Origin of the sequence: Solidesulfovibrio aerotolerans (assembly GCF_009856865.1) — a bacterium.
GTDB lineage: Bacteria > Desulfobacterota > Desulfovibrionia > Desulfovibrionales > Desulfovibrionaceae > Solidesulfovibrio > Solidesulfovibrio aerotolerans.
The window spans coordinates 1-25,184 of the sequence record NZ_WVUD01000017.1 but is presented as its reverse complement, the minus strand read 5'-3'; the positions used below and the strand labels follow the sequence as shown (position 1 = coordinate 25,184).

The following is a 25,184-nucleotide window of genomic DNA, read 5'->3' as shown; positions in this document are numbered from 1 at the left end:
TCGACGCTCTGGAGTAGGCCGCAAAGCCAATTGTCCAGTGTGGCCCGACGGCCAGCGGCCGGGAGGCTATGAACGCCCTGGAGCGGGCCGAAGATCCAGCGACCAGCAAGCCGGGGAGCACCCGGAAACAGACGGAGGACGGATGCGGGCTATTGGCAGATACGAAATTCACGGGGTGCTTGGTCGCGGCGGCATGGGGGCGGTGTTTAAGGCCCGCTCGCCGGTTCTCGGCCGGGTGGTGGCCTTAAAACTGCTGCGCCCCAACGAACTGACCCTGGCCATGTGGGGCCGGGAGCGGGTTGCCCGGCTGTTTCGCGACGAGGCGGCGCTCCTTGGGTCGCTGCGCCACCCCAATCTCGTCGATGTCTTTGACTACGACGACACCGGGCCATGGCCGTATTTCGTCATGGAATTGTACGGCGAATCCCTGGGGTCGGTCATCGGCGAGACCTATCGGGTGGAAGCGGAGAGCCGCCGGCTGCCCGTGCCCCGGGCCGCCGGGTACGCCGCCCAGCTCCTGGCCGGTCTGGCCCGGCTCCACTACGCCGGCATCATCCACCGCGACGTCAAGCCCTTTAATCTGCTCGTCTCGGACGACGATGTCATTAAAATCACCGATCTGGGCCTGTCCAAGGTGCGTGGTGAGTCCTTTGGCGGCCCGTCCAACGTCAAGGTCGGTTCGCCCTATTACGCCGCCCCCGAGCAGGAGGACGACCCGGACAGCGCCGATGCCCGGTCTGATCTGTATGCGGTGGGGGTGACACTCTTTCGGATGCTGACCGGGCGGCTCCCGGAGTGGGGCGAGTGGTCGGTTGCGGCCCGCGCGCCGGAGCTGGGTGACGAATTTGATCCGGTGCTGGAGCGCTCGCTGTGCGTGACGCCTGGCGGCCGCTATGCCGACGCCCGGATGATGGCCGAGGCCCTGGACGGGGCCTTGGCGGCCTGGCGGCGGCGCATGGACGGGGTGTGCGCCACCTCGCCGGCCTTGCTGTGCCCCCGGTGCGTGCCCGAGGGAGCCGAGCTGCCGCGTCGCCGGCCGGCCATGGTGGGCGTCCATCAGGCCCGGGAGGCGTTTGGCCTGGATGCACTGTGGCGGCCCACGGCCTACTGGCCGGGCAGGCTGACCGAGGTCGATGCCGATCTGGTCCGGGACAAGGCGGCCGGCCTGACCTGGGTGCGCCGGGCCGCGCCCTATGCGGCCACCTGGGAGGAGGCTGGTGCCTATGTGGCGGCGCTCAATGCCGGGCGGCTTGGCGGCCACGACGACTGGCGGCTGCCGACCGTGCCGGAACTCGTAACACTTTTAACCCCCGAACCCGTGGGCGAGGGCTATTGCCAGCCGGCCACGCTGACCCAGCCCGTGCGCCGGGTCTGGAGCGCGGATCGGGCCAACTACGCTTCGGCCTATGCCGCCGATGTGGAACTGGGCTATGTGACCAGGGCGGATTTTTCCTGCCCGGCAGCGGCCCGGGCCGTGCGTTCGCTCTGAGGCGCGGCCGGAAATTCCACCGGGCACTGTTCCTTGCTCGGCAGCTTATGGCCGGTGAGGCGCTTGTAGAGCCACTCCTCCACCGGCTTGCCGCCGAGTTTGGCCAGCTCGATCTCGGCCCGGGCCGCGCCCCGATGGCCGCCGGCCGAGCCGATGTCGCCAAAGAGTTTGGCCGCCATGTGCCCCATGTTGCGCCCGATGCCGTCGCCGCGAAAAACCACCACCACCGTGCCCTTGACCACCGCCGCCAGCATGTTCCAGGACAGGCCGTGGACCCGGGTGAAAAAATCCGCCAGCATGACCAAAAGGTCCGGGCTTTCCAGGGTGTCCATATACACGAACAGCCCGCGCGCGCCAACGAAGCGCATCTTGCGAAACGCCTTGGAGAAAAATTTGAGCCAGCGGCGGTGGTACTCGCTGGAGATGATTTTGCGCACCAGCGTCATATCGGCGTGCTTGGTCAGGGCGCTAAAGGCCCGCACGTCGGCTTCCAGGAAATGGCGCTCGAAGCTCTGGGTATCGGCCTTGATGCCGTAGACCAGGGCGGTGGCCAGCAGCTTGCCCGGCCGGATATGCAGGCCGCGCAGATATTCGGCCATCATCGTGCTCGTCGCGCCGTAGTCCGGGCGGATGTCGGCGTATTCGGCCTGACAGGGGTGGGCGGGCAGGACAGGGTGATGGTCGATGACAATGGAATAATGCCGCCCGGTAAAGTCCGGGTGGTGGTGGGGCTGGGAGTCCACCATGGCGAAATGGTCGTAGGCCTCGCACAGTTTGGGGCTAAACGGCACGGCCGGGATACGCAGAAAACGCATCATGGCCAGATTGTCCGGCCGTTTGACCTCGTTGACGTGGGCAATGCCCACTTCGGCCGCCCGGTGGGCCATGATGCGGCGCAGGGCCATGGCCGCAGCCAAGGCGTCGGGATCGGCGTTGATGACGATGAGCCAGCGGCCGCCGCGCCCGATGACCTGGGTCAGGCCGGCCGCGATTTGGGACATTTTGCGAAAAACGGGGCTCATGGGGCGTTTCCCTTCAGTTGCACACAGAGTCCGGCGACAACCAGCCGCACATCGTCGGCCAGGGCGGCGGCCGCCTGGTTGAGCCCGCCCAGGGCGTCGATAAAGTGCCGTGTGGCCGCATCGGCTGCAACCGGCCCCAGGCCGGTTTCGGCGCTAACCACAATCAGTTCCGGCCCATCCGGCCCGGCATAGGGCGAAAGCCCCCGGGCCAGGGCGGCAGAATGCTCCACCCCTTGGTGGTGACAGGCAAAAAGCCAAAAGTCCAGGCTGTCCAGCAGCACTGTGCCACCGTTCCCCGCTTCCCGGGCCAGCACGTCCATAGCCTGGGCCCCCACCTCAATAACGGCCACCCCGGGACGGCGGGCGCGCTTGTGGGCGCTAATGCGCTCGCGCATGGCGAAATCAAGCCCCTGGCCCGTGGCCACCACCCGGTGGGGCACCGGCCCGGCAGCCAGCAGCGTTTCGCCCAGGGCCGATTTGCCCGAGCGCGTGCCGCCAAGGAGCAGCCGGATCACGCCGCGTCCCCTGGCGCAACCGGGGTCGGGGCCAGGGCTGGCGGCGGGACCACGCCGTCGGCAATGGCCTCGATGCAGGCCAGGCTTTCCACCAGATGGATGGGGGCAAAGATTTCCAGCACCAGGGTCTTGGGCCGCAAATGCCCCAGCATCCAGGTCAGCGTGTCGCCACCTTCGGGGGAGAGGCAGGTGAGCGTGCGGTGCAGATGGCTGCGGCCCTGTGGCGGGCCTTCACAGCCAAAGGGCGAATAGACGTGGAGCATGGCTGTACGCGCCACCAGTTCCGGGTCATCGGTTGGCAGGGCGTGGTTCATGGCCAAGAGGTGCCCCAGGTCCAGGCACAGCCCGCAGCCCAACTCCCGGGCCAGGGCCAGGGTGTCGGCCGGGGAGGCTGTGTCGGTATTTTCCAGCAGCAAGGTGGCCGGATCGCGCCCGGAGGCCGCAAAGGCCCGGACGAAATCGGCCAGGGCACCGGCGTCGGCGGGCGGATGGAGCACGAAAGCCCAGGGGGAGAGATGGGCGGTCATTTCCAAGAGCCGCTCCATCACGGCGAAAGCCGTCGCGCCACCAAGCATCCAGGGAAGATCCAGGGGCAGATGGAGGTGGTAGGCCAGGCCGTAGGTCTTTTGGGGCAGATCCTCGGGCCCGTAGGCCAGGCAGGCATGCAGCTCCAGCAGGTAGAGGCCGACTTCGGGCACGTTGCGGGCCAGACGACGGCAATTAATGAGAGCGGTTTCCGGCCACACGCAGCTCGGCGCGGCCAGACGCCAGGAAAAATTGGGGTTGCAAAATTGTAACTGCATGGAATCCGGGGAAATGAAAGTTGCAGGTTAGGGCTTGAGGGTTTCCTGGCCCGGGAGTATGGATATCCGGTCGCCGGGGGTTCCCGGCGGCCAGTGGCGGTTTTCTTGTTTGCCGTCCGGTTTTCGGAGTAGTACCGCTATGCGACAAATTCGTGATTTCATGCAGCATCTTTTTAATCCGCTGCACGTGTACTGCCGGCTTAAGGACATGGGTGTCAAAGCGCCCACGGCCCACCGGATGACGCGTGCCTACGAGCGCCTCCTGTGGCGTCGTATCTGGTAGCTCAGTTTTCTCCAAAAAATCCAAGTTGTTTTGCCTGGGTGACGGTGCGGGCCGTAAGCGCCAGTCGCCGTACCCCGCCAAGGGGCAACGTGTCCAGAAAGCGCGAGCGTTTGAGCATGAGCTTTCGCCCGTAGAGTTCGCGCCGGACGGCATGGGACAGGTACAACCGGCTTTTGGCCCGGGTCAGCCCCACATAAAAAAGCCGCCGCTCCTCGGCCTCGTCCATCTGCCCGGCCAGATGCCCGGGTTTGCCACTTAAAAAATCCGACCCGGCAAAGGGCAGCAGGCCATCTTCCAGGGCCGGCAGGAACACAGCCGCAAATTCCAGCCCCTTGGCCGCGTGCACGGACATGATCCGCACCTTTTCCGAGCGCGCCCCGGCCATTTCCAATTCGTTTTGCCCGGCCACAAAGCCCAGCAGTCCGGCCCAGCCGCCGTGGGCGTCGTAGGCCCGCACCAGCTCGCGAAAGGCCGTCCCCTGCCAGAACAGCCGGTCAAAGGGCGGGATGTCGGCCAAAAAGGCGGCCAGCCCCAGCGGTCCCTTGGCAAGGATGCGCTCCGGGATGTCTGGCGGTATCTCCTGCCCGTCAGGGGTCGGGATGCCCAGGGAGACGGCGGCCGCCCCCAGCAGCAGGCGCACGCGCAGTTCGTTCCAAAAGGCCTCGGCCTCGGGCACGGCCACGGGCAGACCGGCCCGGTCCAGGGCGGCCCGCAGGCCCGGGATCAGGCCGGAAAAACGCACCAGCACGGCGATGTCGCCCGGGGCCAGGGTGTTCACGGAAAAATCGCGGGTCAGCGTCAGGGAGGAGCCGCCCAATAAGGCCGCGACGCGCTCGGCCACCCAGGCGGCCTCGCCGGCCGCAGTGGGGGCCTCGTAGAGCTGGATTTCGCAAGCCGCCTGGATTTCGGTCCCGGCCCGGGAGCTAAGCGCCGCGCGGCCCGGGAACACCCCGGCCGAAAATTCAAGAAGCGGTGCTGCCGAGCGGAAATTTTCCGTGAGGGTAATGGTGGCCAGATCGGGCCAAAACCCGCGCAAGGCCTCGGCCACCCGGCCCGACGCGCCCCGAAAGCCGTAGATGGACTGGTCCGGGTCGCCGATGGCGAAAAGGGTCGTTCCCTCGCGGGCGGCCAGGGCGGCGATGACCGCCAGTTGCAGCGGGGTCAGATCCTGGACCTCGTCCACCAGCACGTGCGTCCAGGGCGGCCGGCAGCGGCCGGCCCGCAAGGCGTCCAGCCACGTTTCCAGCAGATCGGTAAAATCCATCAAATTCCACTCGCGCTTCCCCTCGGCGTAGCGGTCGGCATACTGCTGCGGGCCGGGGAGGCCCTCGGGGCGGATTTCAGGCGGGGTCAGGCGCTCGCGCGAAAGGCACAGCTCCTTCCAGGCCGTTCGCCGCCGCGCCCCGGACAGTTCGGGATTGGCCAGGGCAAAGAGGCGCTCGCAGGCTTTTTCGGCCAGCAGCACGGGTTCGGGCAGGCCGGCCTCGGTAAGCGCTGCCAGGGCCAGGGCGTGCAGGGTGTCGGCGCGGGGGATGTCGCTGCCGCCGTCCTCCCGGGCCAGGCGCTCACGCAGTTGCGCGGCGGCCCGGCGGGTGAAGGTCACGGCCAAAATTTTGTCAGCGGCCACGCCCAGGTCCAGCAGTGAGCGGATGCGGGCGAGAAGCGTATGGGTCTTGCCCGTGCCCGGACCGGCCAGGACCAGCACATGGCGCGCGCCGGTGTGGGCGGCCTGGGCTTGATCGGCGGTGAGGCCGGCGGGCGGGGCGGGAGTCGGCGTCGCGGGCATAATCCGGCGTTTGGCCGGCGCGTCCGGGATGGGAAGAAGCTGGCCGCCGCGATCTTTGCCTTTTCTTTTGGCCCGCAGCGGACGCCCTGTCGCGGCAGGGGGAGGTTCGGCCGGGGTGTCGTCATCGGCCTTGGGTTCGCGCGGGGCGGTGCGGGCCATGGGGGCAGCGGCCAGGAACCGTCCGGCTTTGAGGTCGCGCCGTTCCTCGTCGGAAAAGACGGTGATGCGGCCGAACTGGCCGTCAAATCCGGCTTGGCGGGCGACCTTGCCCTGGCGCATGCGGGTCACAGCCTCGGCCAGCCCGGGGCTGACCCGGCGCAGCTCCTCGGCCGGCACGTCGCGCAGGATGGCCAGTTCCGAGCCGAAGCGGGCCAGGAGCACGGCCAAAAGCGTGCGCACCTTGCCGGTCTTGGGGCCGACGCCGCAGACCTCGCCGGCCAGTTCGTCGAGCGGAACGAGCGAGGTAAAGCCTGGCGCACCGTCCGGGCGCAGCGGCGTGTCCCGGTCGGCCAGATCGAGCACCCGGTGCAGCACCCCGAGGGTGAGCGGCTTGCCGCACTTGGGGCACAGGCCGCCCAGGGCCTTGGCCGCTGCCGGCTCCAGGACCACGCCGCAGTCGCGATGGCCGTCGAGGTGGTATTTCCCTTCCTCGGGAAAAAATTCCACGGTGCCGCCAAACTGCGTTTCCCCGGGCCGGCCGCGCAGGGCGTTTAAGATGCCGGTGTAGGAGGCCGGGCCGGTAAAGAGGTTGCATTCCCGGCCGAGCTTTTCCCCGGAATGGGCGTCGGAATTGGAGAGGAGGCGAAAGCGGTCCAGGGCGGAGAGCGTCCAGTTCATCTCCGGGTCAGACGACAGCCCGGTCTCCAGGGCGAAAATTTCTCGTGAGAGCGAGCCGAAACATTCCTCCACCGAATCAAAGCCGGATTTGGAGCCGAAAAGGGAAAACCACGGCGTCCAGATATGGGCCGGCACGAGAAAACACAGGGGGTCGGTTTCCAGCGTCAGTTCGAGCAGATGGCGGCTGTCCAGGCCAAGGATCGGCCGGCCGTCGGCGGTCAGGTTGCCGATCTTGGCCAGCTTGGCGTTTACGCGCTCGGCCGCCTCAAAGGAGGGGGCGTAGAGCAGATTGTGGACTTTGCGGACCTTGCCGCCGCGCTTGTAAATGGAGCTGATTTCGGCCGAGAGCATAAAGCGCACCCGGCCGGTGGGCCGGGCCTCGGGCAGCCAGGGGATTTCCGTGGCCAGTCCGGCCGGATCGGCCAGTTGCAAAAGACCCGCGTCGTCGGGGACGAGCGCCTCTTTGAGTTCGGCCAGCCAGCCGGGATGGGTGAAATCGCCGGTGGCGACGACGGAAATGCCTTTGATTTCGCCCCAGGCGGCCAGATGGCGCGGGGTGAGGCCCTTGCTGGTGGCCCGGGAGTGGCGGGAATGGATGTGCAGGTCGGCGAGGAAGGGCTGCATGGCCTTGGGATACAGGGATCAGCGGTCTGCGGCAAGAGGCGGCGGCGGCGATAGGGTCACATTGCGGCGGCAGGGCGGAGTCGGTGGGTCGGTGGCCCCAAGAAAAAGGGGGACGCTTGCGCGTCCCCCTTTCGGCAATCAGATCGATTGCGCGGGCAACTATTTGGCGGAGTCGCCGGAAGCAGCGCCGTGCATCTTGATCTCGACCTTCTCGGTCAGGCCTTCGTAGTAGGCGCGCAGGATGACCAGGACTTCTTCGCGGCCGAAGTGATCCGGGATCTCGCCGCCCTCGGACAGCATCTTGCGCAGCTTGGTGCCGGACAGGATGACGCGGTCTTCCTTGGTGTGCGGGCAGGTGCGCAGCGAAGCCATGCCGTCGCACTTGTAGCAGTAGAAGGTCCAGTCAATCTTGAGCGGCTCGCACAGCAGCGCCTGGCCGGCCTTGGGGGCCTTGGTGGTGGCGTAGGGGATGCGATCAAAGATTTCCTGAGCTTCGAACATGCCGTAGAAGTCGCCGACGCCGGCATGGTCACGGCCGATGATCATCTTGTTGACGCCGTAGTTCTGGCGGAAGGTGGCGTGGAGCAGGCCTTCGCGGGGACCGGCGTAACGCATATCCAGGGGGTAGCCGCCCTGAACGACGTTTTTCTCCACGAAGTAGTACTTGCACAGGGTGTCAATGCACTTCACGCGGACTTCGGCCGGGATGTCGCCGGGCTTCAGGTTGCCGATCAGCGAGTGGATGATGACGCCGTCGCACACTTCGATGGCGATCTTGCACAGGTACTCGTGCGAACGGTGCATGGGGTTGCGCAGCTGCAGAGCGGCAACGGTGGCCCAGCCGCGCTCGTCGAACATGGCGCGGGTTTCAGCCGGACGCAGGTAGACGCCCTTGTACTTGGTCGGGTACTCGCCCTCGGACAGGACGTTGACCGGACCGGCCAGGCAGGCTTCCTTGCGTTCCATGACCATCTTGACGCCCGGATGGTCGTCAAGAGCGATCTTCCAGAACTTGTCGTCAGCAGAGTCGTCGCCGGCTCCCTTGTAGACCAGTTCGGATTCCCACTTCTTGTCGGCTTCGGTCAGCTCGAACTTTTCGGTGACCTTCATGGTGGCGTAGATTTCGCCGTTGCGCTCGAGGGTGATTTCTTCGCCCACTTTGATGCCGGCGGCTTCGTCCTTGGTGACCGCCAGGACGACGGGAACCGGCCAGAAGGTGCCGTCGGACAGGGTCATCTTCTCAACGGAGCTCTTCCAGTCGGCCTTGGTCATGAAACCGTCCAGGGGCGAGAAACCGCCGATGCCGATCATGATAAGGTCGCCCTTTTCCTGAGCGGTGATCTGCACTTTCTTGAGGCCAGCGGCCTTCTTCAGCTCGGCTTCTTTAGCAGCGCCTTCGAGCAGACGGATGACCAGGCCTTTGCCTCCATGCGGCGGAACCAATTTGGACATGTAAGCCTCCTAGCGGTGATTTTGTTAAAGTTTCCGCGTATCTTCCGGGGGCCGGCAAGTTTCCGGAACCGGTTGTCCCCATGAGTGGATAACTTCATACACCAGGGTCAGGGGAATACCAAGTGAAAAATGTGTCAAAGCCCACGAAAATGTCTCCACCCGGTCCCGCCGGGGGCGGATTTCGTGTCCTTGCCGCCACCACCGCCGCACCGCATTGACCTCGGACACGCCTTCTATTAAGAGGCATTTCGATTCAACGCGCGCTTCGCCAAAGGCACCCCCACACATGGATACGTCCCGCATCAGAAATTTCAGTATCATTGCCCACATCGACCATGGCAAATCGACCCTGGCCGACCGCATCCTCGAAATCACCGGGCTCATAAACCCCCGGGATATGCGCGAGCAATACCTCGACCGCATGGACCTCGAACGCGAGCGCGGCATCACCATCAAAGCCCAGACCGTGCGGATTCCCTACAAGGCCGCCGATGGGAAAGACTACATTTTAAATCTTATCGACACCCCCGGGCACGTCGATTTCTCCTACGAGGTCTCCCGCAGTCTGGCCGCCTGCGAAGGGGCGCTGCTGGTGGTCGATGCCACCCAGGGCGTCGAGGCCCAGACCCTGGCCAACGTCTTTTTGGCCCTGGACAACGACCTGGAGATCATCCCGGTCCTCAACAAGATCGATCTGCCCAGCGCCGATCCCGAGGCCGTTAAAAAGGAAATCGAGGAGGCCATCGGCCTGCCCTGCGGCGACGCCGTGTCCGTGTCGGCCAAGACCGGCATCAACGTCGCGGCCGTGCTCGAACAGATCATCGTCAAGATTCCACCCCCGGCCGGCAAGGCCGAGGCCCCGTTGCGGGCGCTCATCGTCGATTCCTGGTACGACTCGTACCAGGGCGTGGTGGTGCTGTTTCGGGTCATGGAAGGCACGATCACCCATGGCCAGCGTATCCGCATGATGTATAACAATGCGGAATTCGAAGTGATCCGCCTGGGTGCCTTTTCGCCGGGACCGAAAGATTTCCCGTCATTCGGACCGGGCGAGGCCGGGTTTTTTTGCGCCAACATAAAGACCCTGACCGAAGCCCGGGTGGGCGACACCGTGACCAACGCCGTCAATCCGGCCACCGAGCCGCTGCCGGGGTTTAAGGAAGTCAAACCCATGGTCTTTTGCGGGCTCTATCCGGTGGACGCCGCCGAATACGAGATCCTCAAATCCGCCCTGGAAAAATTGCGCCTAAACGACGCGGCCTTCACCTACGAGCCGGAAACCTCCCAGGCGCTGGGTTTCGGCTTTCGCTGCGGTTTTCTCGGCCTGCTCCATATGGAAATCATCCAGGAGCGCCTGGAACGCGAATTCGGGGCCAACCTCATCGCCACCGCCCCCTCGGTCATCTATAAGGTGGAGACGCTTTCCGGCGCGATCATCCCCGTGGACAACCCGAGCAAGCTGCCCAAAACCCAGGAAATCGCCGCCCTCTACGAGCCCTTTGCCCGCCTCGAGATCCACACCCCCAACGAATACGTGGGTGGGGTGTTCAAACTGTGCGAGGAAAAACGCGGCATCCAAAAGGACGTGCGCTACCTGACCGCCACCCGCGTGGTCATCACCTACGAACTGCCCTTTGCCGAGATCGTCTACGACTTTTTTGACCGCCTCAAATCCTCGACCCGGGGCTACGCCTCCCTGGATTATGAGATCATGGACTATCGGGCCTCGGATCTGGTCAAGCTCGATATCCTTATTAACGGCGATCCCGTGGACGCCCTGGCCGTCATCGTCCACCGGGAGAACTCGTATAAGTTCGGCCGCGCCCTGGCGCTCAAGCTCAAGCGCGTCATCCCGCGCCAACTCTTTGAGGTCATCATCCAGGCCGCCATCGGCACCAAGGTCATCGCCCGGGAGCGCAACTCCCCCATCGGTAAAAACGTCATCGCCAAATGCTACGGCGGCGACATCACCCGCAAACGCAAACTTCTGGAAAAACAGAAGGAAGGCAAAAAGCGGATGAAGCGTATGGGCAACGTCGAACTGCCCCAGGAAGCCTTCCTGGCGGCGCTCAAGGCCACGGAAGATTAGCCGCACGGCGGCACATGCCCCATAAGCGGCCCGGCCATGCCCGGCCGCTTTTTCCCAAACACAAACAAGGAATCAGACGATGAATCCGAGATGGCAAAAACTGCTCTTGGAATATCTGGAAGCCCTGGCCGTCGCCCTGGTGCTGGCCTTTGTCATCCGCACCTTCGTGGTCCAGGCCTTTAAGATCCCCTCCGGGTCCATGCTCGACACCCTGCTTATCGGCGACCATCTGCTCGTCAACAAGTTCCTCTACGGCACCCACATCCCGTTTACCGACAAGGTGGTGCTGCCACTGGAAGAACCCCAGCGCAGTGATGTCATCGTCTTTGAATTCCCCGAGGATACCACCAAGGACTTCATCAAACGCATCATCGGCGTGCCCGGCGATGTGGTGGAGATGAAGGACAAGGTCTTAACCCGCAACGGCGAAACCCTGGTCGAGCCGTATATCAAACACACTGATTCCGGCCTGCAGCAGCGCCGTGACAACTTCGGCCCCATCACCGTGCCGGCCGGCAAATACTTCGTCATGGGCGATAACCGCGACGAGTCCTACGATTCGCGCTTCTGGGGTTTTGTCGATAAAGACAAAATCCGGGGCAAAGCCTGGATGATCTACTGGTCCTGGGACGGGCCGTCCGACATCCGCCTCGGCCGCATCGGCCGCATGGTGCGCTAACCGGCGATGCGTTGAGCGGGAAAGCGGAAGATGCCTCCGGCGGCCGGGGGGATGATCCCCCCGGACCCCCCGCCCGGTCTTTGCGACCGGGCTATAAAGGCCAGTGGCTTGCGCTGCTGGCCTTAACCGTTGCCGTCACCGCCGGGCTTATGGCCCTAGCCCTGCCGGCTGCGCTGCTGCTTGGCCCCATGCTGGCCGGCATTGCCCTGGCCCTGGGCGGCGGCACCATCCGGCTCGGCCGCGTCCCCTACATCCTGGCCCAGGCCGTTGTCGGCTGCCTCATCGCCAGGGCCGCCACCCCGGACGTCCTGCCCGCCCTGGCCCGGCACTGGCATCTTTTTTCCGCCGTCATCCTGGCCGGCATCGCGGCCAGCGCCGCCATCGGCTGGCAGCTCAGCCGCCTGGGCATCATGCCCGGGACCACCGGCATCTGGGGCACATCCCCGGGCGGGGCTGCGGCCATGGTGGTCATGGCCGATGCCTGGGGGGCCGACGCCCGGCTGGTCGCCTTCATGCAGTATCTGCGCGTGTTGTGCGTGGCCCTGGCCGCCACCCTGGTGGCCCGTTTCGCCGCCCCGGCTGCGGCCGTCGCCCAGGTCCAGGCCGCAGTTGTGTGGTTTCCCGGGCCAACCGCCGGCTGGGCCGCCGCTGCCGGGCTGATCCTTTTGGGCGCGGTGGTGGGCCTGGGCACGCGCCTGTCGGCCGGGGCCATGCTGGCCCCGATGCTGGCGGGCGCTTTTTTGCGCCTGTCCGGCACGGTGGAGATCGATCTGCCGCCCTGGCTGCTGGCTGTTTCCTACGCCGGCATCGGCTGGCGCGTGGGCCTGGGATTTACCCGCTCGGTTGCGGCCTACGCCGCCCGGACCCTGCCGGCCATCCTGGCCGCCATCGGGGCGCTGATTGCTTTTTGCGGCGGCCTGTCCTGGCTGTTGGCCCGGGCGACCGGCATGGACGCGCTCACCGCCTATCTGGCGGCCAGCCCGGGGGGCATGGATTCGGTGGCGGTCATTGCCGCTGCTTCGCCGGGCGTGGACTTTGCCTTCGTTATGACCATGCAGACCCTGCGTTTTTTTCTGGTGGTGCTGCTGGCCCCGCCCATGGCCCGCTTCCTGGCCGGGCGAGCCGCCAAACACAGTGGCCCCGGCCGCGACAGCGGGACGCCCTAGCCCGCTTCGCTGGGCCGTAAAAACGCACGCGCCCGGACACCGCGTGTGCGGCGTCCGGGCGCGTGCAGGAGAAGAGGCAGGGCCGCTGGTGCGGCGGGCCGCCCGGCCGCCTTACCGCAGCGCCAGCGGCTCTCCGCCGTCCTTCATTTGATCGATCAATCCTTTGAGCACCTGGGCCTGCTGGGCCATTTCCCCCACAGCCCGGGCCGACTGCTGCATGGCGTCGGAGGTCTCGGCAGAGATGCGGCTGACATCATCGATGCTGCGGTTGATCTCCTCGCTGGCCGACGATTGCTGCTCGGAGGCCGTGGCGATGGAGCGGACCTGATCCGTGGTCAGATCGACCAGGGCCACGATTTCATTGAGGGCTTCCCCGGATTTTCCGGCGAGTTGCGTTGCCGCGTCGATTTTTTGGACGGCGTTTTCGACGTTGCCGATGTTTTTGCGCGCCCCAGCCTGAATGCCCCGGATGGCGTCGCCGACTTCCTTGGTGGCGGTCATGGTCTTTTCCGCCAGTTTGCGGACCTCGTCGGCGACCACGGCGAATCCACGTCCGGCGTCACCGGCCCGGGCGGCTTCAATGGCGGCATTGAGCGCCAGCAGGTTGGTCTGGTCGGCGATGTCGGAGATGACGTTTAAGATCTGGCCGATGCCTTCGGCCTGTTTGCCCAGGGTGGTCATATCCGTTTTGAGTTCAAGGGCCGTGGTCTGGACCTCGCCGATGCTGACGACCACCTGGGTGACGACCTTCGCTCCGTCCTCGGCTTTGTGTTTGGCTGTATCGGCCGTGGCAGCGGCTTGGGAGGCGTTTTTGGCGACCTCAAGGACGGTGGCGTTCATTTCTTCCATGGCCGTGGCGGTTTCGCTGACCCGGTGCGCTTGCGCTTCGGAGCCGCGACTGGACTGCTCGATTTGGGCCGAAAGTTCTTCTGAGGCGGTGGTGACCACTTCAACGACGCCTTCAAGCTCGCCTGCGGCCTGGAACATGCCTTCGGTGCGGGCCTTTTCGGCTTCTTTGCGGGCTTCCTCGGCTTCCTGGACGGCTTGGGCCGCCCGAGTCGAGGCTTCTTCGGCCAACCGGGTTTTGGCGTCCGCTTCAGCGATCTTGCCCTTAAGGCTTGTGACCATGCTGCGCAGGCAGTCCGCCAGTTTGCCGATCTCATTGCGCAGGTGCAGGGTCAACGGTTTGTCCAGATTGCCGCCCGCCACGTCCGAGGCGAATTCCTGAAGCCGTTTCAGCGGCGCGACCACAATCTTGTCCAGGGCCACAAGACACACGCCAATAAGGGCCAGGACGGCAAAGGAGCCAAGCAGGATCATGAAATTGCGTTCTGTTTTGGCCAGCGTTTCGATCTCGTCCGTGTCCATGGCAAAAGCCATAATCCAGTTCCAGCCAGGGACGTGCGTCCAGGTGACCCGCTCCTCGATGCCGCCGCGCGTCTGGAAACCTTCCCCTTTGGGCGTGTTGCGCATCGCCGCAATGCCTGGTTCCCCGGAGAGGTCTTTGAGCAAAAGCTCCCGGTCGGGATGGCCCACCACCACGCCTTTGGGCGAAAGAATGAAGGGATGGCCTGTTTTGTCCAGATGAATCGTCTCAATGTAATCGGCGAGCAGTCGATCCAGGGCGTAGGACATGCCGACGCCGCCCAACACTTTGCCGGACGCGTCAAAGATCGGGGCACAGACGCTGACGATCAACTTGCCTGTGGCGATACTTTTCGTGGGGACGGAACTGTAACCTTCTTTCCCGGCGAGAGCGTCCTGTATATATTCACGGTTGGAGATGTCATTGGGTTTTGCCGGTTTGCCCTGGACCATCAGAAGGATTTGTTTCCCCTGGGCATCGAAAACATAAAACGAATTCACATCGGCTGCAGCCAGCGACATCGCCTGGATGATCTCGGTGGTGGCGGCTTCCTGTTCGCCAGAGAGCAGATACGCTCGCAGAAGCGGAATTTTGGAAATGCCACGCATCCGTTCCATTTGCTGGTTGCCGAAATCGGCCGCCGTCTTGGCGATGGTGCTGGTCATCAGCTCCATCTCGTGGCTTTTTGAGGCTATACTCGAACTGTATATGGAGGTGGCCACGAAATAGACCAATACAGATTGAACCAACAGTACGACTACGCCGATAATACACGCCATTGCCAACCGTATGCTTTTCATCGCAGTGCTCCTTTTATGGTGTTCGTTTCGGCCAGCCCCGCGACTGCAAGCCAAAAAAATCAAGTTATTGTAGATAGGCAAATACAATTGAGCCGCAATTTTCCTACGCTTTATACGGCTTTAAGGCGAACCGGTCCATGCAAACCTCTCGGCTGCCTGAACACGGGCCGGAGCCGCAGCCGCATTTTCAAGACACCCGCCCATGGAATATCGTGTCAAAGCCACCCGTTGCAGCCAAATTCAGGGGAGGGCAAGTCTCTCAGGCTTGCAGCACGCCCGGAAAATCCATTCCTTGATATGCCAGAATACACCAGTCTCGCAAAGGGCGCAAAATGATTTGTTCCAGGAAAAAAGGAACCGGCGCAATTCTTTTGGACGTAAACAGGCGCTGGCGAATGCATCCACTAAAGAGTTGTCATCTTGGAAATTTCATTCAAGGGAGCGACAAGCCGCTGGCGTCGTTCGCAAGTTGTTGCCGCACAAGGTCGAGAAACGCACACTGGGCCGCGCCCGACACCCGCCCGGCCAGCTCCATGACGGTCACGGCGGCGAAAAGGGGCGCGTCGTCCCAGGCCAGGAGTGCCAGGCGGCCGGCGCGGGCCTCCTCGGCCACGGCCAGCCGCGGGGCCAGGGCCACGCCCTGTCCGGCGGCAGCGCAGCGCAGCAGGATTTCCAGGCTGCTCGATTCCGTCACCGCCGCCGGGGCAACGCCGGCCCGGTCCAGGGCGCGCGTGATGCGGTCCCGGTTGCTCCAGACGTGGCGGGTGAGCAACACTTCCCGCCCGGCCAGATCAGCCGGTCCGATCCGGCCGCGCCCGGCCAGCCCGTCGCCTGGGGCCACCACGGCCACGAGGGGTTCCCGGTGGATGACCGTCATGGCCACACCTTGGGCCACATACGGTTCGCCAAGGACTATGCCGCAGTCCACCCCCCCCTGGCGCAGGTCGCGCACGAGTCCCTGGCGGGAGTGGGTGGTGAGCGTCAGGGGCAACCCCGGAAAGCGGCGTCGAAAGGCCGGCAGGATGGCCGGAACCAGGACGCGCCCCAGGCTTTCGGACAGACGCACGGTCAACGTCGCCGGCTCGTCGCAGTCGGCGGCCAGGCGCTGGCGCGTCTCGGCTTCCAGATCGAGCAGCCGCCGGGCGTAACCGGCCAGCCGCCGGCCGTGTTCGGTGACGGTCACCCGATTGCCGGTGCGGGCAAAGAGCTGTGCCCCCACGGTCTGCTCCAGGGCTTTTATTTGCGCCGTCACCGTGGACGGCGACAGGGCCAGTTCCTGGGCGGCCCGGCGAAAGGAGGCTGCGGCCACGGCCGCCAGAAACGTGCGCAATTGCCAGGGATCGAGCATGTGCATGTTTTCCAAACCTCAGATGCAGATCAATTCGTTTGCCGCGGCAACGTCTCGCTATTACGGTCTGTCACAACGTTTTACAAATCAAAACGGGTTGCGAATCGCAGCGGTGTCGGGAGTGTGTATGGACTTTGCCACCATCGGGCTGTTGTGCCTGGCCGGGTTTTGCGGCGGCTTCACCCAGGGGCTGGCCGGTTTTGGCTCGACGCTGATTGCCTTGCCGCTGCTGGCCCTCGTCTTTGATCTCAAGCTGGCCGTACCGGTATGCACCACCCTGGCCGTCGTTTTAAATGCCGTCATGATCGCGCGTCTGGGCCGCCATGTCCGTTTCGGGCCGTTATTGCTGCTCATTGCCGCCTCCCTGCCGGGCATCCCCCTGGGTGCCTATGCGCTGCGCGCCTTGCCGGGCCATTGGCTCAAGACCATCCTCGCCCTGGCCATTATCGCCTTTGTCGGCAACCAGTGGCGCAGCCCCGGCCGTCTTGCCCCGGCCGGACCGGGCTGGGGCGTGGCGGCCGGATTTGCGGCCGGCTGCCTGGGCGGGGCCATCGGCATCAACGGGCCGCCCATCGTGGCCTGGGTGAGTCGGCTGGGCCTTGACCGCAACGCCATGCGGGCAACGCTGGTGGCCTATTTCCTGCTGGCCGGTTGCGCCGTGGTTGGCTCCCAGACCCTGGCCGGGCTGGTGACCGGGGCGGTGGTGGCGCGCACGGCCGTGGCCCTGCCGGCGCTGCTCCTTGGCATCGCGGCCGGGGTGGGGCTGTGCGGCTGCATCAGCGAGGCCTCCTTTCGCCGGGTGGTGCTGTTTGTCCTGGCCGCCACGGCCGGCAGCCTGCTCCTCCAGGGCCTCAGCGGCCTGCTGGCCGGGTAGGGGGCTTCCACAAAAAACAGTTTTGTTTGTTGTAAAAAATATACCTGCATCATGTTGGTGCGTTGCAGGCCAGCGCGCACATTTTGAAACAGAATGCCCGGGAGCAACCGGGCCTTGGCTTGGCCGGGTAAAACGGGTATGGACGCAAGTCCGGGCAGACGGCCCAGGTTGCCACTCCCGGAGAACCCACGTCCCGCGCCGCCGCCGGCCACCCCACCACACCCATGTTCGTCAGCACCAACCCGGCCACCGGCCAGCCCATTGCCACCTACCCGGCCCATGACGCCGCCGAAATGGCCCGCATCCTCGACGCCGGGGCTGCGGCCAAGGCCGTTTGGCGCGATACGCCGCTTCCCGACCGTTGCCAGGCGCTGTTCCGGCTGGCCGACCTGTTCGAGGCGAGGCTGCGCCCCCTGGCCGAACTGGCCGCCACGGAAATGGGCAAGCTGCTGCCCGAAGCCGAGGCCGAGGTGGGACGTTGCGCCCGGGCCTGCCGCTTTTACGCCAAAATGGCTCCCAAATGGCTGGCTGACGAGCCGTGTCCCGGCGAAGCCGGCCGGCGCATGGTGGTCTATGAGCCGCTCGGCGTCATTTTGGCCGTCATGCCCTGGAATTTTCCCTACTGGCAGATCATGCGCGGGGCTGTGCCGCAACTTGCCGTGGGCAACGCCGTGGCCGTCAAGCCCGCCCCCAACGTCATGGGTGCGGCCATGGCCCTGGAAGGCCTTTTTGCCGCTGCCGGCTTCCCGGCGGATCTGGTGCGGGTGCTGCGGATTCCCGAGACCCTTGTGCCCCAGGCCGTGGCCCATGGGGCCGTGGCCGGGGTGACGCTGACCGGTTCGGCCCGGGCCGGAGCGGCCGTTGGTGCGCTGGCCGGGGCCAATATCAAAAAAGCCGTGATGGAACTGGGCGGAGCCGACCCGTTTATCGTCCTGGCCGACGCCGCCCTGGACGCCTGCTGCCTGGCTGCGGAAACCGCCCGCATGCGGGTGTGCGGCCAGGCCTGCATCGCAGCCAAGCGCTTTATCGTGGCCCGCCCGCTCTACGCCGCCTTCGGTCGGCGGTTAACGGACATGCTCGCCGCCCATCAGCCGGGCGATCCCTTTGATCCGGGGGCCACCCTGGGGCCGTTGGCCCGGCTCGATCTGCTGGAGAATCTGGACCGGCAGGTGCGCGAATCCGTGGCCGCCGGGGCGCGGCTCCTTCTTGGCGGCCATCGCCTGCCCCGGCCTGGATTTTTCTACGCCCCGACCCTTTTGGCCGATGTGCGGCCGGGCATGCCGGCCTTTGACGAGGAATTGTTCGGACCGGTTGCAGCCCTCACTGAAGCGGCCGACGCCGAAGACGCCCTGGCCCTGGCCAATGCTTCGCCCTATGGCCTGGGCGGCAGCATCTGGACCGCCGACGCGGCCAAGGGGCTGGCCCTGGCCCGGCGGCTGGAAGCCGGCATGGTCACGGTCAACGCCGTGCCGCGCTCGGATTTCCGGCTGCCCTTTGGCGGCGTCAAGCGTTCGGGCTATGGCCGGGAACTGGCCCGGCACGGGCTGCTGGAATTTGCCAATATAAAGACCATTGTTGTGGAGGAATCATGACCGAAGAAGCACCCCTCGACATCGAAGCGCAGGCCGCCGCCCTTGCCGCCGAGCTGGCGGCCCTGACCGAGCGCAAAAACGCTGCCGAGGCCCGGGCCAGGGAACTGCTCGCCGCCGAGGACCACAAGGCCGGGGTGACCTATGCCCAGGAGATTTTTGCGGCCAAGCAGGAAAAGCTCATGCTGGAAACCGAAATGGAAATCACCCGCCGCCGCCGCGTCCGGCTGCTCATGCCGCGCTAGTGTCGCGTTCGGCTCTTGATGCGAGGGCTTTCCTGGCATCAGCATAAGAATTGCGTGTTTTTGTTTGCAAAAAACAGAGCTGTTTTTTGGGAAACGCCGCGCTCGCCCGGAGCGCCAGCCTTTCCCGCGTTTCTTCCACGGCCAGACGGGTGCAACTGTACATGAGGATGACGGCGTTTAAGGCCGCATCCTGTCGGCAGCGCCGTCTGGCCATGTCCAGAATAGGGTCCAGATGGGCCTCGATGTCATGCCCGCTCCGGGCCAGGGATACCGCAGACAGCCGCTTGCCCGCCCCGTCAGCACGTTGGGCAAAGGTCAGTCGCCGCACCATGCGCTGAAACGTCGCGTAGCTGTCTGTATCCAAGCCAAGCCCGTTCCAGGCCGCCAGGGTCTGCTCGAAAAACGGGCAGCCCGATCCGCGCATGGCCAGCAGCAGCAGCCGGAAGGCCGCCCGTTGCCCGGTTTCCTCCAGCACTGCCTTGTCCCTGCCTTCCCGCAGCACCAGCAAGACCTGTTCGTACGAAACCACCAGGGAAAACGCCTCGATCACCGGTCCGACCGCCGCCAGCAGCAGACAGCCATCACCCTGGCTGGCCAGACGGCAGGGAATGCTCGACCGGCAGGGCGGGCCGCAGGCGCATGCGTCGTCTGGGTGCGGCGCGGGCGAGACATAGTTAAAGTGGGGCAGACCCTGAATCGTTACGCTGCATTCCATGACGACCTCGTGTGCTGGCAGGCGACCATTCGCCTCTGCCGGGCTGGTCGCGCGGCCAGGGCCAATGGTTTCATCCGCAATGAATGGAACGAAGAAAAGGCAGAAGAGGCGTCAGAGGCCTCCGGCGGCCAAAGGGCTGAGCCCTTTGGAATCCCACATGGAGGCAAGGGGTTTAGGGGGAACGCGTTGCCCCGACGGTGGAAGGGGGGAAGACTCTCGTCGATCGGGCAAGGGCACAGTGCCTGTTTGACGGGAACCTCCGTTGCTCCGGCGGCCGGGGGATCATCCCCGGCCCCCCCGGCGGGAGAAGTTTCTTATGGGGTTTGGGGTGGGGGGTAGCTGGCTGGCAGGGGAACGGGACAGCCGGTGCCGGCGCAGGCGCTTAACGGGAACCACCGTGGCTGCGGCGGACGAAGGGGACAAGGAATTGTACCGGGCTTTTTTGCCCCGGGTCGATCTGCTGGGTTTGTCCCGGACTGCCGGTTGGGGCCACACCAGGGGCAGCTGGTGCAATGCTTTGCAATAAAACGCTATTTGGGGAGAAGAAAACACACTGTACAAAAACTTGCACCCTGTTGGCCGGGTTTGCCGGGAAGGGTAAAAGCTTTTGTACCGATTTGCGGCCCCAAACCGCCTCTCCACGGTCCTGGCAGGGAGCACTGTTTTACAATACGCTGTAATAACGCTTTATTTTGTAGTTCTGGGGGTGTTGGCACGGCTGTTGCTAAGAAGACAATATCCTTCCTCCGAAAAGGACATTTCGAAAGCGGCCTTGGGATGGCGACCTGAGGCCGCTTTCATATTTCCCCAACCCCGTTTCCCCGCGTAGCGAAGAAATGCAACCGCTGTCCCAGGCCGGGGCGGCGGTTTTTTACTGGCGCGCAGCCTCTCAGGCGGACAAGTGCCGCCGCAGGCCTGCTCCCCGGGTGAACGCTCTGTCATCTTCGGGGAATTGGGGGGCCTTGGGGTTTTTTGGCCTTGCCTGTATCGCCGCCTTGCGGCTATCCTTCCCAATCAACACAACCGAAACGGCCTTTTTGACAGAGGCCGTCCGCAGGGATTACATCCAGACATGAGCCGTATAGCCATCATTGATCGTCAAGGCGTCCTGTGGGCACGCGCCGACGGCCCCTTCGGCGGTCCCGTCTGCCTCGAACTGGAAGTCGCCGTGCTCGAAGCCGCCACTGTCGGCCGTTTCCCTGTCACCGTCCTCGACCTCAGCCAAACGCCCACCGTGGACAGTTGCGGCGTCGGTGCCCTCGTGCGCCTGCAAACCGCCCTGGCCACCAAAGGACGCCGGCTCATCCTGGCCAACCCCACCGCTGCCGTGGCCGACGAACTGCGGCTGCGCGACCTCTACGCCTTCTTTCAAATCTCCTACGAATTGACCCCCGATATGGATCAGGAAGAACTGCTCCTGGCCAGCGACCTGTAGCGCCCCTGGCGCAGGCCATGGCGCAGGGAAGGCAGAAGATGCCTCCGGCGGCCGGGGGGGATAATCCCCCCCGGACCCCCTTGATAGGAGAGGTTTATGAAGGGGGTATGGGCGTTGACGGGTAGGCTGGTCTGGTCTGGGCCGGGTCAGTCGAAGCGGACGCTTGACGGAAACCACCGTTGCTGCGGCGGCCAAAGGGGTGACCCCTTTGGAATCCCACCGGGAAGGCAAAGGGCGTTGGGGGGGCACATCTCCCGCATAATGGCCCTCCCTTATTGAACTTCTCCCCTATTAAACTTCTCCCCCTTGAGGGGTCCGGGGGGATCATCCCCCCGGCGGGGTTCGGGGCAGCGCCCCGATTCTCTTATCCTCTCTTATCCTCTTTTATTTGCGCAGCGCCGGGTGCTCGATGACGATTTCGCCGTCCTGGTAGCGCAGCACGGCGTCGCGGGTGTCTTCGGGCACGCTGAGCGCTGCCTCGCCGATGGAAACTTCGACGTTGGCCCCGATGCGGCCGGGCACGATGACGCGGCAGGTGGAGAACCGGCGCATGGCGGCGGGGTTGTCCCAGAGCTTTTTGAGCTGTCTTTTGAATGTTTCGAAACGTTGCAGACTTTGTTCAAGGGCGGCTGCGTGTTGTGCGGCCGAGGCTTCGCCGCGTCCCATGTCGAGCCGCAAGGTTTCGATGTCGAGCAGCGTCTGGCGCATGCTGGCTTTGATGTGCTGGTCCTTGTGGATGCGTTCGGGGTCGTAGCCCAACAGCAGGCGGGTCTGGCTTTGGCCGCCGCCGCCGAGCTGTTCGCCGACGTACACGGCTTCGCCGCAGTAGACCTCGCCGCCGGCCAGGCGGCCTTTGACGGCCAGTTTCTGGCCGGCAAACAGGCGGCAGTGCATGCACGAGCCGTCGATAAGAATATTTTGGCCGGCGTGCAGCACGGCGTTTTCGCAGAATTTGGCGCGCAGGCTTTTGCCGGCGCGAATCGTGGCCTTGGCCCCGCCCTGGATGCCGCCGTGGCAGGTGACGTTGCCCATGGCCCGGATGCGGGCGGCCACCACCGAACCGGTGATCGTGACGTTGCGGCCCATGACGGCAAAGCCGGCCCGCACGTCGCCGCCAATCAGCACATCGCCCACGGCCACAATGTTGCCGGTGTGGAAATCAATGTCACAGCCAATGGCCAGGGTTTCGCGCACGGTGATGCGGCCGTCGAGAAAGGCGACGTGGCCGTTGACGCTGGCCAGCAAGCGCAGGGGATTGTCGGGATCGACGCTGCAGCCTTCGCCGCAAGGAAAGGCGGTGCTCTCGGAGACTATGCGGTCGGGGTCGAGGTCGGCGGCCGCGTCCAGGGGCAGCGTCTCCCATTCGGCCAGGGTCTGGCCCAGCGCAACATTTTGCGCGTAGCCCAGGTCAAATTGGTCAACGGTTCCGTCGTCGCGATTTTTCGGGCGCAGCCGGCGCTTTTCAAAATCGGGATCGAAGTGGAACGTGAGGACATACGGCATGAATGCCCGCCGGTTGTCGAGTGTTTCGGAGCGTGCGCCCCCTCATTGGATTGGTAACGAACTGTTTCTTTTTGCACAACCCCGGCCGTAGCGAAAGTCGGCGGGTGGGCGGCCGGAAAGGCAGCGCCGGCGGGCCGTCGAAGCGGCTTCGTTGGATGACTGGGCTTCGGATGTCGGCCTGGCGCATAAACGAACTGAGGCCCGCTGTTGTGCCAACAGGGCCGTTGCCCGGTCCCTGGACCAGGGACCGGGCAACGGCAACGCGTGATCACTCCGGGCGGCTTCGCACTTGCCTGGGCCGGGCTGCTCTGTCAGGTTGCAATGCGGCCAAGGAGGCAGGCATGGACGTTTTCTCGCGCTTGACAGGGGCAGTCTGGGATATGCTCCGGTTCCGGGACCGGCATCGTCCCCGGCTGGGAGCACTGGAGATATTTAAATACATCGGCCCTGGCCTACTCGTGACGGTGGGCTTTATCGACCCGGGCAACTGGGCCTCCAATGTGGCGGCCGGGGCTGAGTACGGCTACACCTTGCTGTGGATGGTGACGCTGTCCACGCTCATGCTCATTGTCCTGCAGCACAACGCGGCCCATCTGGGCATTGCCACCGGGCTGTGCCTGTCCGAGGCGGCCATGGCCCATCTGCCCCGGGGGGTGGCCACCACGGCCCTGGTCACGGCGGTTGGGGCCTCGGTGTCCACAGCCCTGGCCGAACTGCTGGGCGGGGCCATTGCGCTTAAAATGCTGTTCGGCCTGCCCCTGGCCGTGGGGACGTTATTGACGCTGGTCGTGGTCTTGTGGATGCTTTTTTCCAAATCCTACCGCCGGCTGGAACGCTACATCATCGGTTTCGTGTCGCTTATCGGCCTGTCGTTTGTTTTCGAGCTGTCCCTGGTCCACATCGACTGGGCCGCGGCGGCGGTGGGCTGGGTGCGGCCGAGCCTGCCCGAGGGCTCGCTGCCGGTGGTCATGAGCGTCCTCGGGGCGGTGGTCATGCCGCACAACCTGTTCCTGCATTCCGAGGTCATCCAGAGCCGGCAGTGGAATCTGGATGAGCCGGAGATGATCCGCCGCCAGCTCAAATACGAGTATCTGGACACGCTTTTTTCCATGCTGGTGGGCTTTTGCATCAATAGCTCCATGATTTTGCTGGCAGCAGCGGCCTTTTTCAGCCACGGCCTGCCGGTGACGGAACTGGAGCAGGCCCGTTCCCTGCTCGATCCGTTGCTGGGGCCGGCAGCCGGGGTGGTTTTCGCCGTCAGCCTGCTGCTGGCCGGGCTGGCCTCGAGCGTGACGGCGGGCATGGCCGGGGGCAGCATCTTTGCAGGCATCTTCAGCGAACCCTATGACATCAGCGACAGCCATTCCCGCATGGGCGTGGTCATTACGCTGGTCGGCGGGGCGGCGGCCGTGCTGTTTGTGGGCGATCCCTTGAAGGGGTTGATCTGGTCCCAGATTTTTCTGTCCATGCAACTGCCCATAACGATCATCCTGCAACTCAGCCTGACCTCGCGCCGCTCGGTCATGGGGCCGTATGCCAACAAGCCGTTTACCACGGCGGTGCTGGCGGCAGTGGCCCTGGTGGTCATAACCCTCAATATTATGCTGCTGGTCCAGACCTTGTTCTGATGCCTCCCCGGGCGGTCCGGCGCACGGGGCTAAACCGGCTGCCAGTCCGGGTCAGGCCGTCCCCTTTGCCCTGACGCCCGCCTGGGCGGTGGCCGTTGTCTGCGCCAGACTGCACCCCTCTCTCTTGACGTCTGCCCAGGCGGTCCGACGGGGCGCTCCCCCCCAGCGGGGCTCGAACCGGGGCCGGGCGTTGGGCCGTCCGGCCGACCCAGGACGCAAAAACGCCGCCGTCCGGCAGACCGGGCGGCGGCGTTCTCCCCTCGAAAACGGAAACTACTTCTTGCCTTTTTTGGCCTTGGGGGCAGCGGCCTTGTCCGGGCCGGGGTAGTTGCTGACCATGCCGCCCAGCTTCATGCACTGCTCGACAGTGGCGGTCATGACGGAGGTGTCTCCGGTCTTGCACTCCCAGGTCTTTTTGGGAGCGGCTTTTTTGCCTTTGGCGAAAGCCGGGACAGCGGTCAGGGCCAGGGACAGGGCGGCGGCGAAAACGATAAACTTTTTCATGGAATCCCTCCTCGAACAAAACATTTTCTCCTGGAATATAACGGCACGGGGGGGAGTGCAAGAGCAGGGTTGGCCCAAAATCCATCCCGGCCCGGTTTGGCGGCGTGTGAAACGCACCGCAAACGGTTTGGTGTCACAGTCTGGTGGCTGCCCAACACGCCGCGAACGGTTTGCACCCGTGGCGTCGCCAGTGCGTCTGGCCGGCTTATGCCGCCGCCTGCGTCTGGCCGGCGGATGCTGCCGGCTGTGTTTGGCTTTGGCGCATGGCGGCCAGTGTTCCTCAAATGTTTCAAAAATGAAATGGAATCATTACTGTCCGGCTAAGAAAAGGCTTGACGCCTGAAAGCGACAACTGGTGCAAGCTCATGATGCCTTTCCACTTAGGCGATCAATTTTGAAAAAATGGCATAAATTGCCATGACATCAAGTTCA

The 25,184-nt window shown here is 64.6% G+C and carries 20 protein-coding genes; 10 read left to right on the top strand and 10 right to left on the bottom strand.

Features of this window, described 5'->3' with window-relative positions; translation table 11 throughout:
* Positions 1-142: 142 nt before the first annotated feature.
* On the top strand, positions 143-1,489 hold the full coding sequence (locus GTA51_RS10730; protein WP_160960983.1) for a protein kinase domain-containing protein: 1,347 nt from the start codon (positions 143-145) through the stop codon (positions 1,487-1,489).
* Here GTA51_RS10730 and GTA51_RS10725 read toward each other — a convergent pair.
* Genes GTA51_RS10725 through cbiR form a run of 3 tightly spaced genes read right to left on the bottom strand, consistent with a single transcriptional unit; the run spans position 1,429 to position 3,829 of the window.
* Positions 1,429-2,511: a DHH family phosphoesterase gene (locus GTA51_RS10725; RefSeq protein ID WP_160960982.1), complete on the bottom strand. Its 1,083-nt coding sequence runs from the start codon at positions 2,509-2,511 to the stop codon at positions 1,429-1,431. The two genes, GTA51_RS10730 and GTA51_RS10725, sit on opposite strands and share 61 nt — an antisense overlap.
* Positions 2,508-3,026: a bifunctional adenosylcobinamide kinase/adenosylcobinamide-phosphate guanylyltransferase gene (locus GTA51_RS10720; RefSeq protein WP_160960980.1), complete on the bottom strand. Its 519-nt coding sequence runs from the start codon at positions 3,024-3,026 to the stop codon at positions 2,508-2,510. The genes GTA51_RS10725 and GTA51_RS10720 overlap by 4 nt, the downstream gene beginning before the upstream one ends.
* Complete coding sequence (gene cbiR, locus GTA51_RS10715; protein ID WP_160960978.1) at positions 3,023-3,829, bottom strand: cobamide remodeling phosphodiesterase CbiR; 807 nt, start codon at positions 3,827-3,829, stop codon at positions 3,023-3,025. Before cbiR ends, GTA51_RS10720 begins: the two co-directional genes overlap by 4 nt.
* Positions 3,830-3,968: 139 nt before the next feature.
* Between cbiR and GTA51_RS20610 the strand changes: the two genes are divergently transcribed.
* Positions 3,969-4,112: a hypothetical protein gene (locus tag GTA51_RS20610; protein WP_170300332.1), complete on the top strand. Its 144-nt coding sequence runs from the start codon at positions 3,969-3,971 to the stop codon at positions 4,110-4,112.
* A gap of 1 nt (position 4,113) precedes the next feature.
* Here GTA51_RS20610 and GTA51_RS10710 read toward each other — a convergent pair whose 3' ends face one another.
* Positions 4,114-7,359: a UvrD-helicase domain-containing protein gene (locus tag GTA51_RS10710; protein WP_160960977.1), complete on the bottom strand. Its 3,246-nt coding sequence runs from the start codon at positions 7,357-7,359 to the stop codon at positions 4,114-4,116.
* A gap of 159 nt (positions 7,360-7,518) precedes the next feature.
* Positions 7,519-8,811, bottom strand: a complete 1,293-nt coding sequence (gene sat, locus GTA51_RS10705; protein ID WP_160960975.1) for a sulfate adenylyltransferase — start codon at positions 8,809-8,811, stop codon at positions 7,519-7,521.
* Between the two features lie 286 nt (positions 8,812-9,097).
* On the opposite strand from sat, the gene lepA reads away from it, so the two are divergent.
* From lepA to GTA51_RS10690, 3 genes are all read left to right on the top strand, one after another.
* Positions 9,098-10,900, top strand: a complete 1,803-nt coding sequence (gene lepA, locus GTA51_RS10700) for a translation elongation factor 4 (RefSeq protein ID WP_160960973.1) — start codon at positions 9,098-9,100, stop codon at positions 10,898-10,900.
* A 79-nt stretch (positions 10,901-10,979) separates the two neighbouring features.
* The gene (gene lepB, locus GTA51_RS10695) at positions 10,980-11,579 is read left to right on the top strand and encodes a signal peptidase I (protein ID WP_160960971.1); all 600 of its coding nucleotides are present in this window, start codon (positions 10,980-10,982) and stop codon (positions 11,577-11,579) included.
* An 11-nt stretch (positions 11,580-11,590) separates the two neighbouring features.
* Entirely contained in the window at positions 11,591-12,745 is a 1,155-nt protein-coding gene (locus GTA51_RS10690; protein WP_246198094.1) for an AbrB family transcriptional regulator, read from the top strand.
* Between the two features lie 111 nt (positions 12,746-12,856).
* Here the strand turns inward: GTA51_RS10690 and GTA51_RS10685 are convergent, their stop codons facing one another.
* Positions 12,857-14,890: a methyl-accepting chemotaxis protein gene (locus GTA51_RS10685; RefSeq protein WP_500691077.1), complete on the bottom strand. Its 2,034-nt coding sequence runs from the start codon at positions 14,888-14,890 to the stop codon at positions 12,857-12,859.
* A gap of 454 nt (positions 14,891-15,344) precedes the next feature.
* Positions 15,345-16,259, bottom strand: a complete 915-nt coding sequence (locus GTA51_RS10680; protein ID WP_246198092.1) for a LysR family transcriptional regulator — start codon at positions 16,257-16,259, stop codon at positions 15,345-15,347.
* 127 nt (positions 16,260-16,386) lie between these two features.
* On the opposite strand from GTA51_RS10680, the gene GTA51_RS10675 reads away from it, so the two are divergent.
* The 3 genes from GTA51_RS10675 to GTA51_RS10665 all read left to right on the top strand — a co-directional run bounded on the left by GTA51_RS10675 (position 16,387) and on the right by GTA51_RS10665 (position 18,967).
* Positions 16,387-17,133, top strand: a complete 747-nt coding sequence (locus tag GTA51_RS10675; protein ID WP_160960967.1) for a sulfite exporter TauE/SafE family protein — start codon at positions 16,387-16,389, stop codon at positions 17,131-17,133.
* A 224-nt stretch (positions 17,134-17,357) separates the two neighbouring features.
* On the top strand, positions 17,358-18,725 hold the full coding sequence (locus tag GTA51_RS10670; protein ID WP_160960965.1) for an aldehyde dehydrogenase family protein: 1,368 nt from the start codon (positions 17,358-17,360) through the stop codon (positions 18,723-18,725).
* The gene (locus tag GTA51_RS10665; protein ID WP_160960964.1) at positions 18,722-18,967 is read left to right on the top strand and encodes a hypothetical protein; all 246 of its coding nucleotides are present in this window, start codon (positions 18,722-18,724) and stop codon (positions 18,965-18,967) included. The genes GTA51_RS10670 and GTA51_RS10665 overlap by 4 nt, the downstream gene beginning before the upstream one ends.
* Here the strand turns inward: GTA51_RS10665 and GTA51_RS10660 are convergent.
* The gene (locus GTA51_RS10660) at positions 18,954-19,682 is read right to left on the bottom strand and encodes a hypothetical protein (protein WP_160960962.1); all 729 of its coding nucleotides are present in this window, start codon (positions 19,680-19,682) and stop codon (positions 18,954-18,956) included. The two genes, GTA51_RS10665 and GTA51_RS10660, sit on opposite strands and share 14 nt — an antisense overlap.
* Before the next feature lie 1,072 nt (positions 19,683-20,754).
* Here GTA51_RS10660 and GTA51_RS10655 point away from each other — a divergent pair.
* Positions 20,755-21,117 carry an STAS domain-containing protein gene (locus tag GTA51_RS10655; protein WP_160960961.1) on the top strand — a complete coding sequence of 121 codons (363 nt, stop codon included), beginning with the start codon at positions 20,755-20,757 and terminating at the stop codon, positions 21,115-21,117.
* Between the two features lie 384 nt (positions 21,118-21,501).
* On the opposite strand, the gene GTA51_RS10650 is transcribed toward GTA51_RS10655, so the two are convergent.
* A complete protein-coding gene (locus tag GTA51_RS10650) occupies positions 21,502-22,620 on the bottom strand; it encodes a flagellar assembly protein A (RefSeq protein WP_160960959.1) in 1,119 nt (372 codons plus the stop codon).
* A gap of 341 nt (positions 22,621-22,961) precedes the next feature.
* Here GTA51_RS10650 and GTA51_RS10645 point away from each other — a divergent pair, with 341 nt between their 5' ends.
* Positions 22,962-24,248, top strand: coding sequence for an Nramp family divalent metal transporter (locus GTA51_RS10645; protein ID WP_160960958.1), 1,287 nt, complete (start codon positions 22,962-22,964; stop codon positions 24,246-24,248).
* A gap of 273 nt (positions 24,249-24,521) precedes the next feature.
* Here the strand turns inward: GTA51_RS10645 and GTA51_RS10640 are convergent, their stop codons facing one another.
* Positions 24,522-24,752, bottom strand: coding sequence for a hypothetical protein (locus tag GTA51_RS10640; protein ID WP_160960956.1), 231 nt, complete (start codon positions 24,750-24,752; stop codon positions 24,522-24,524).
* Positions 24,753-25,184 lie beyond the last annotated feature (432 nt).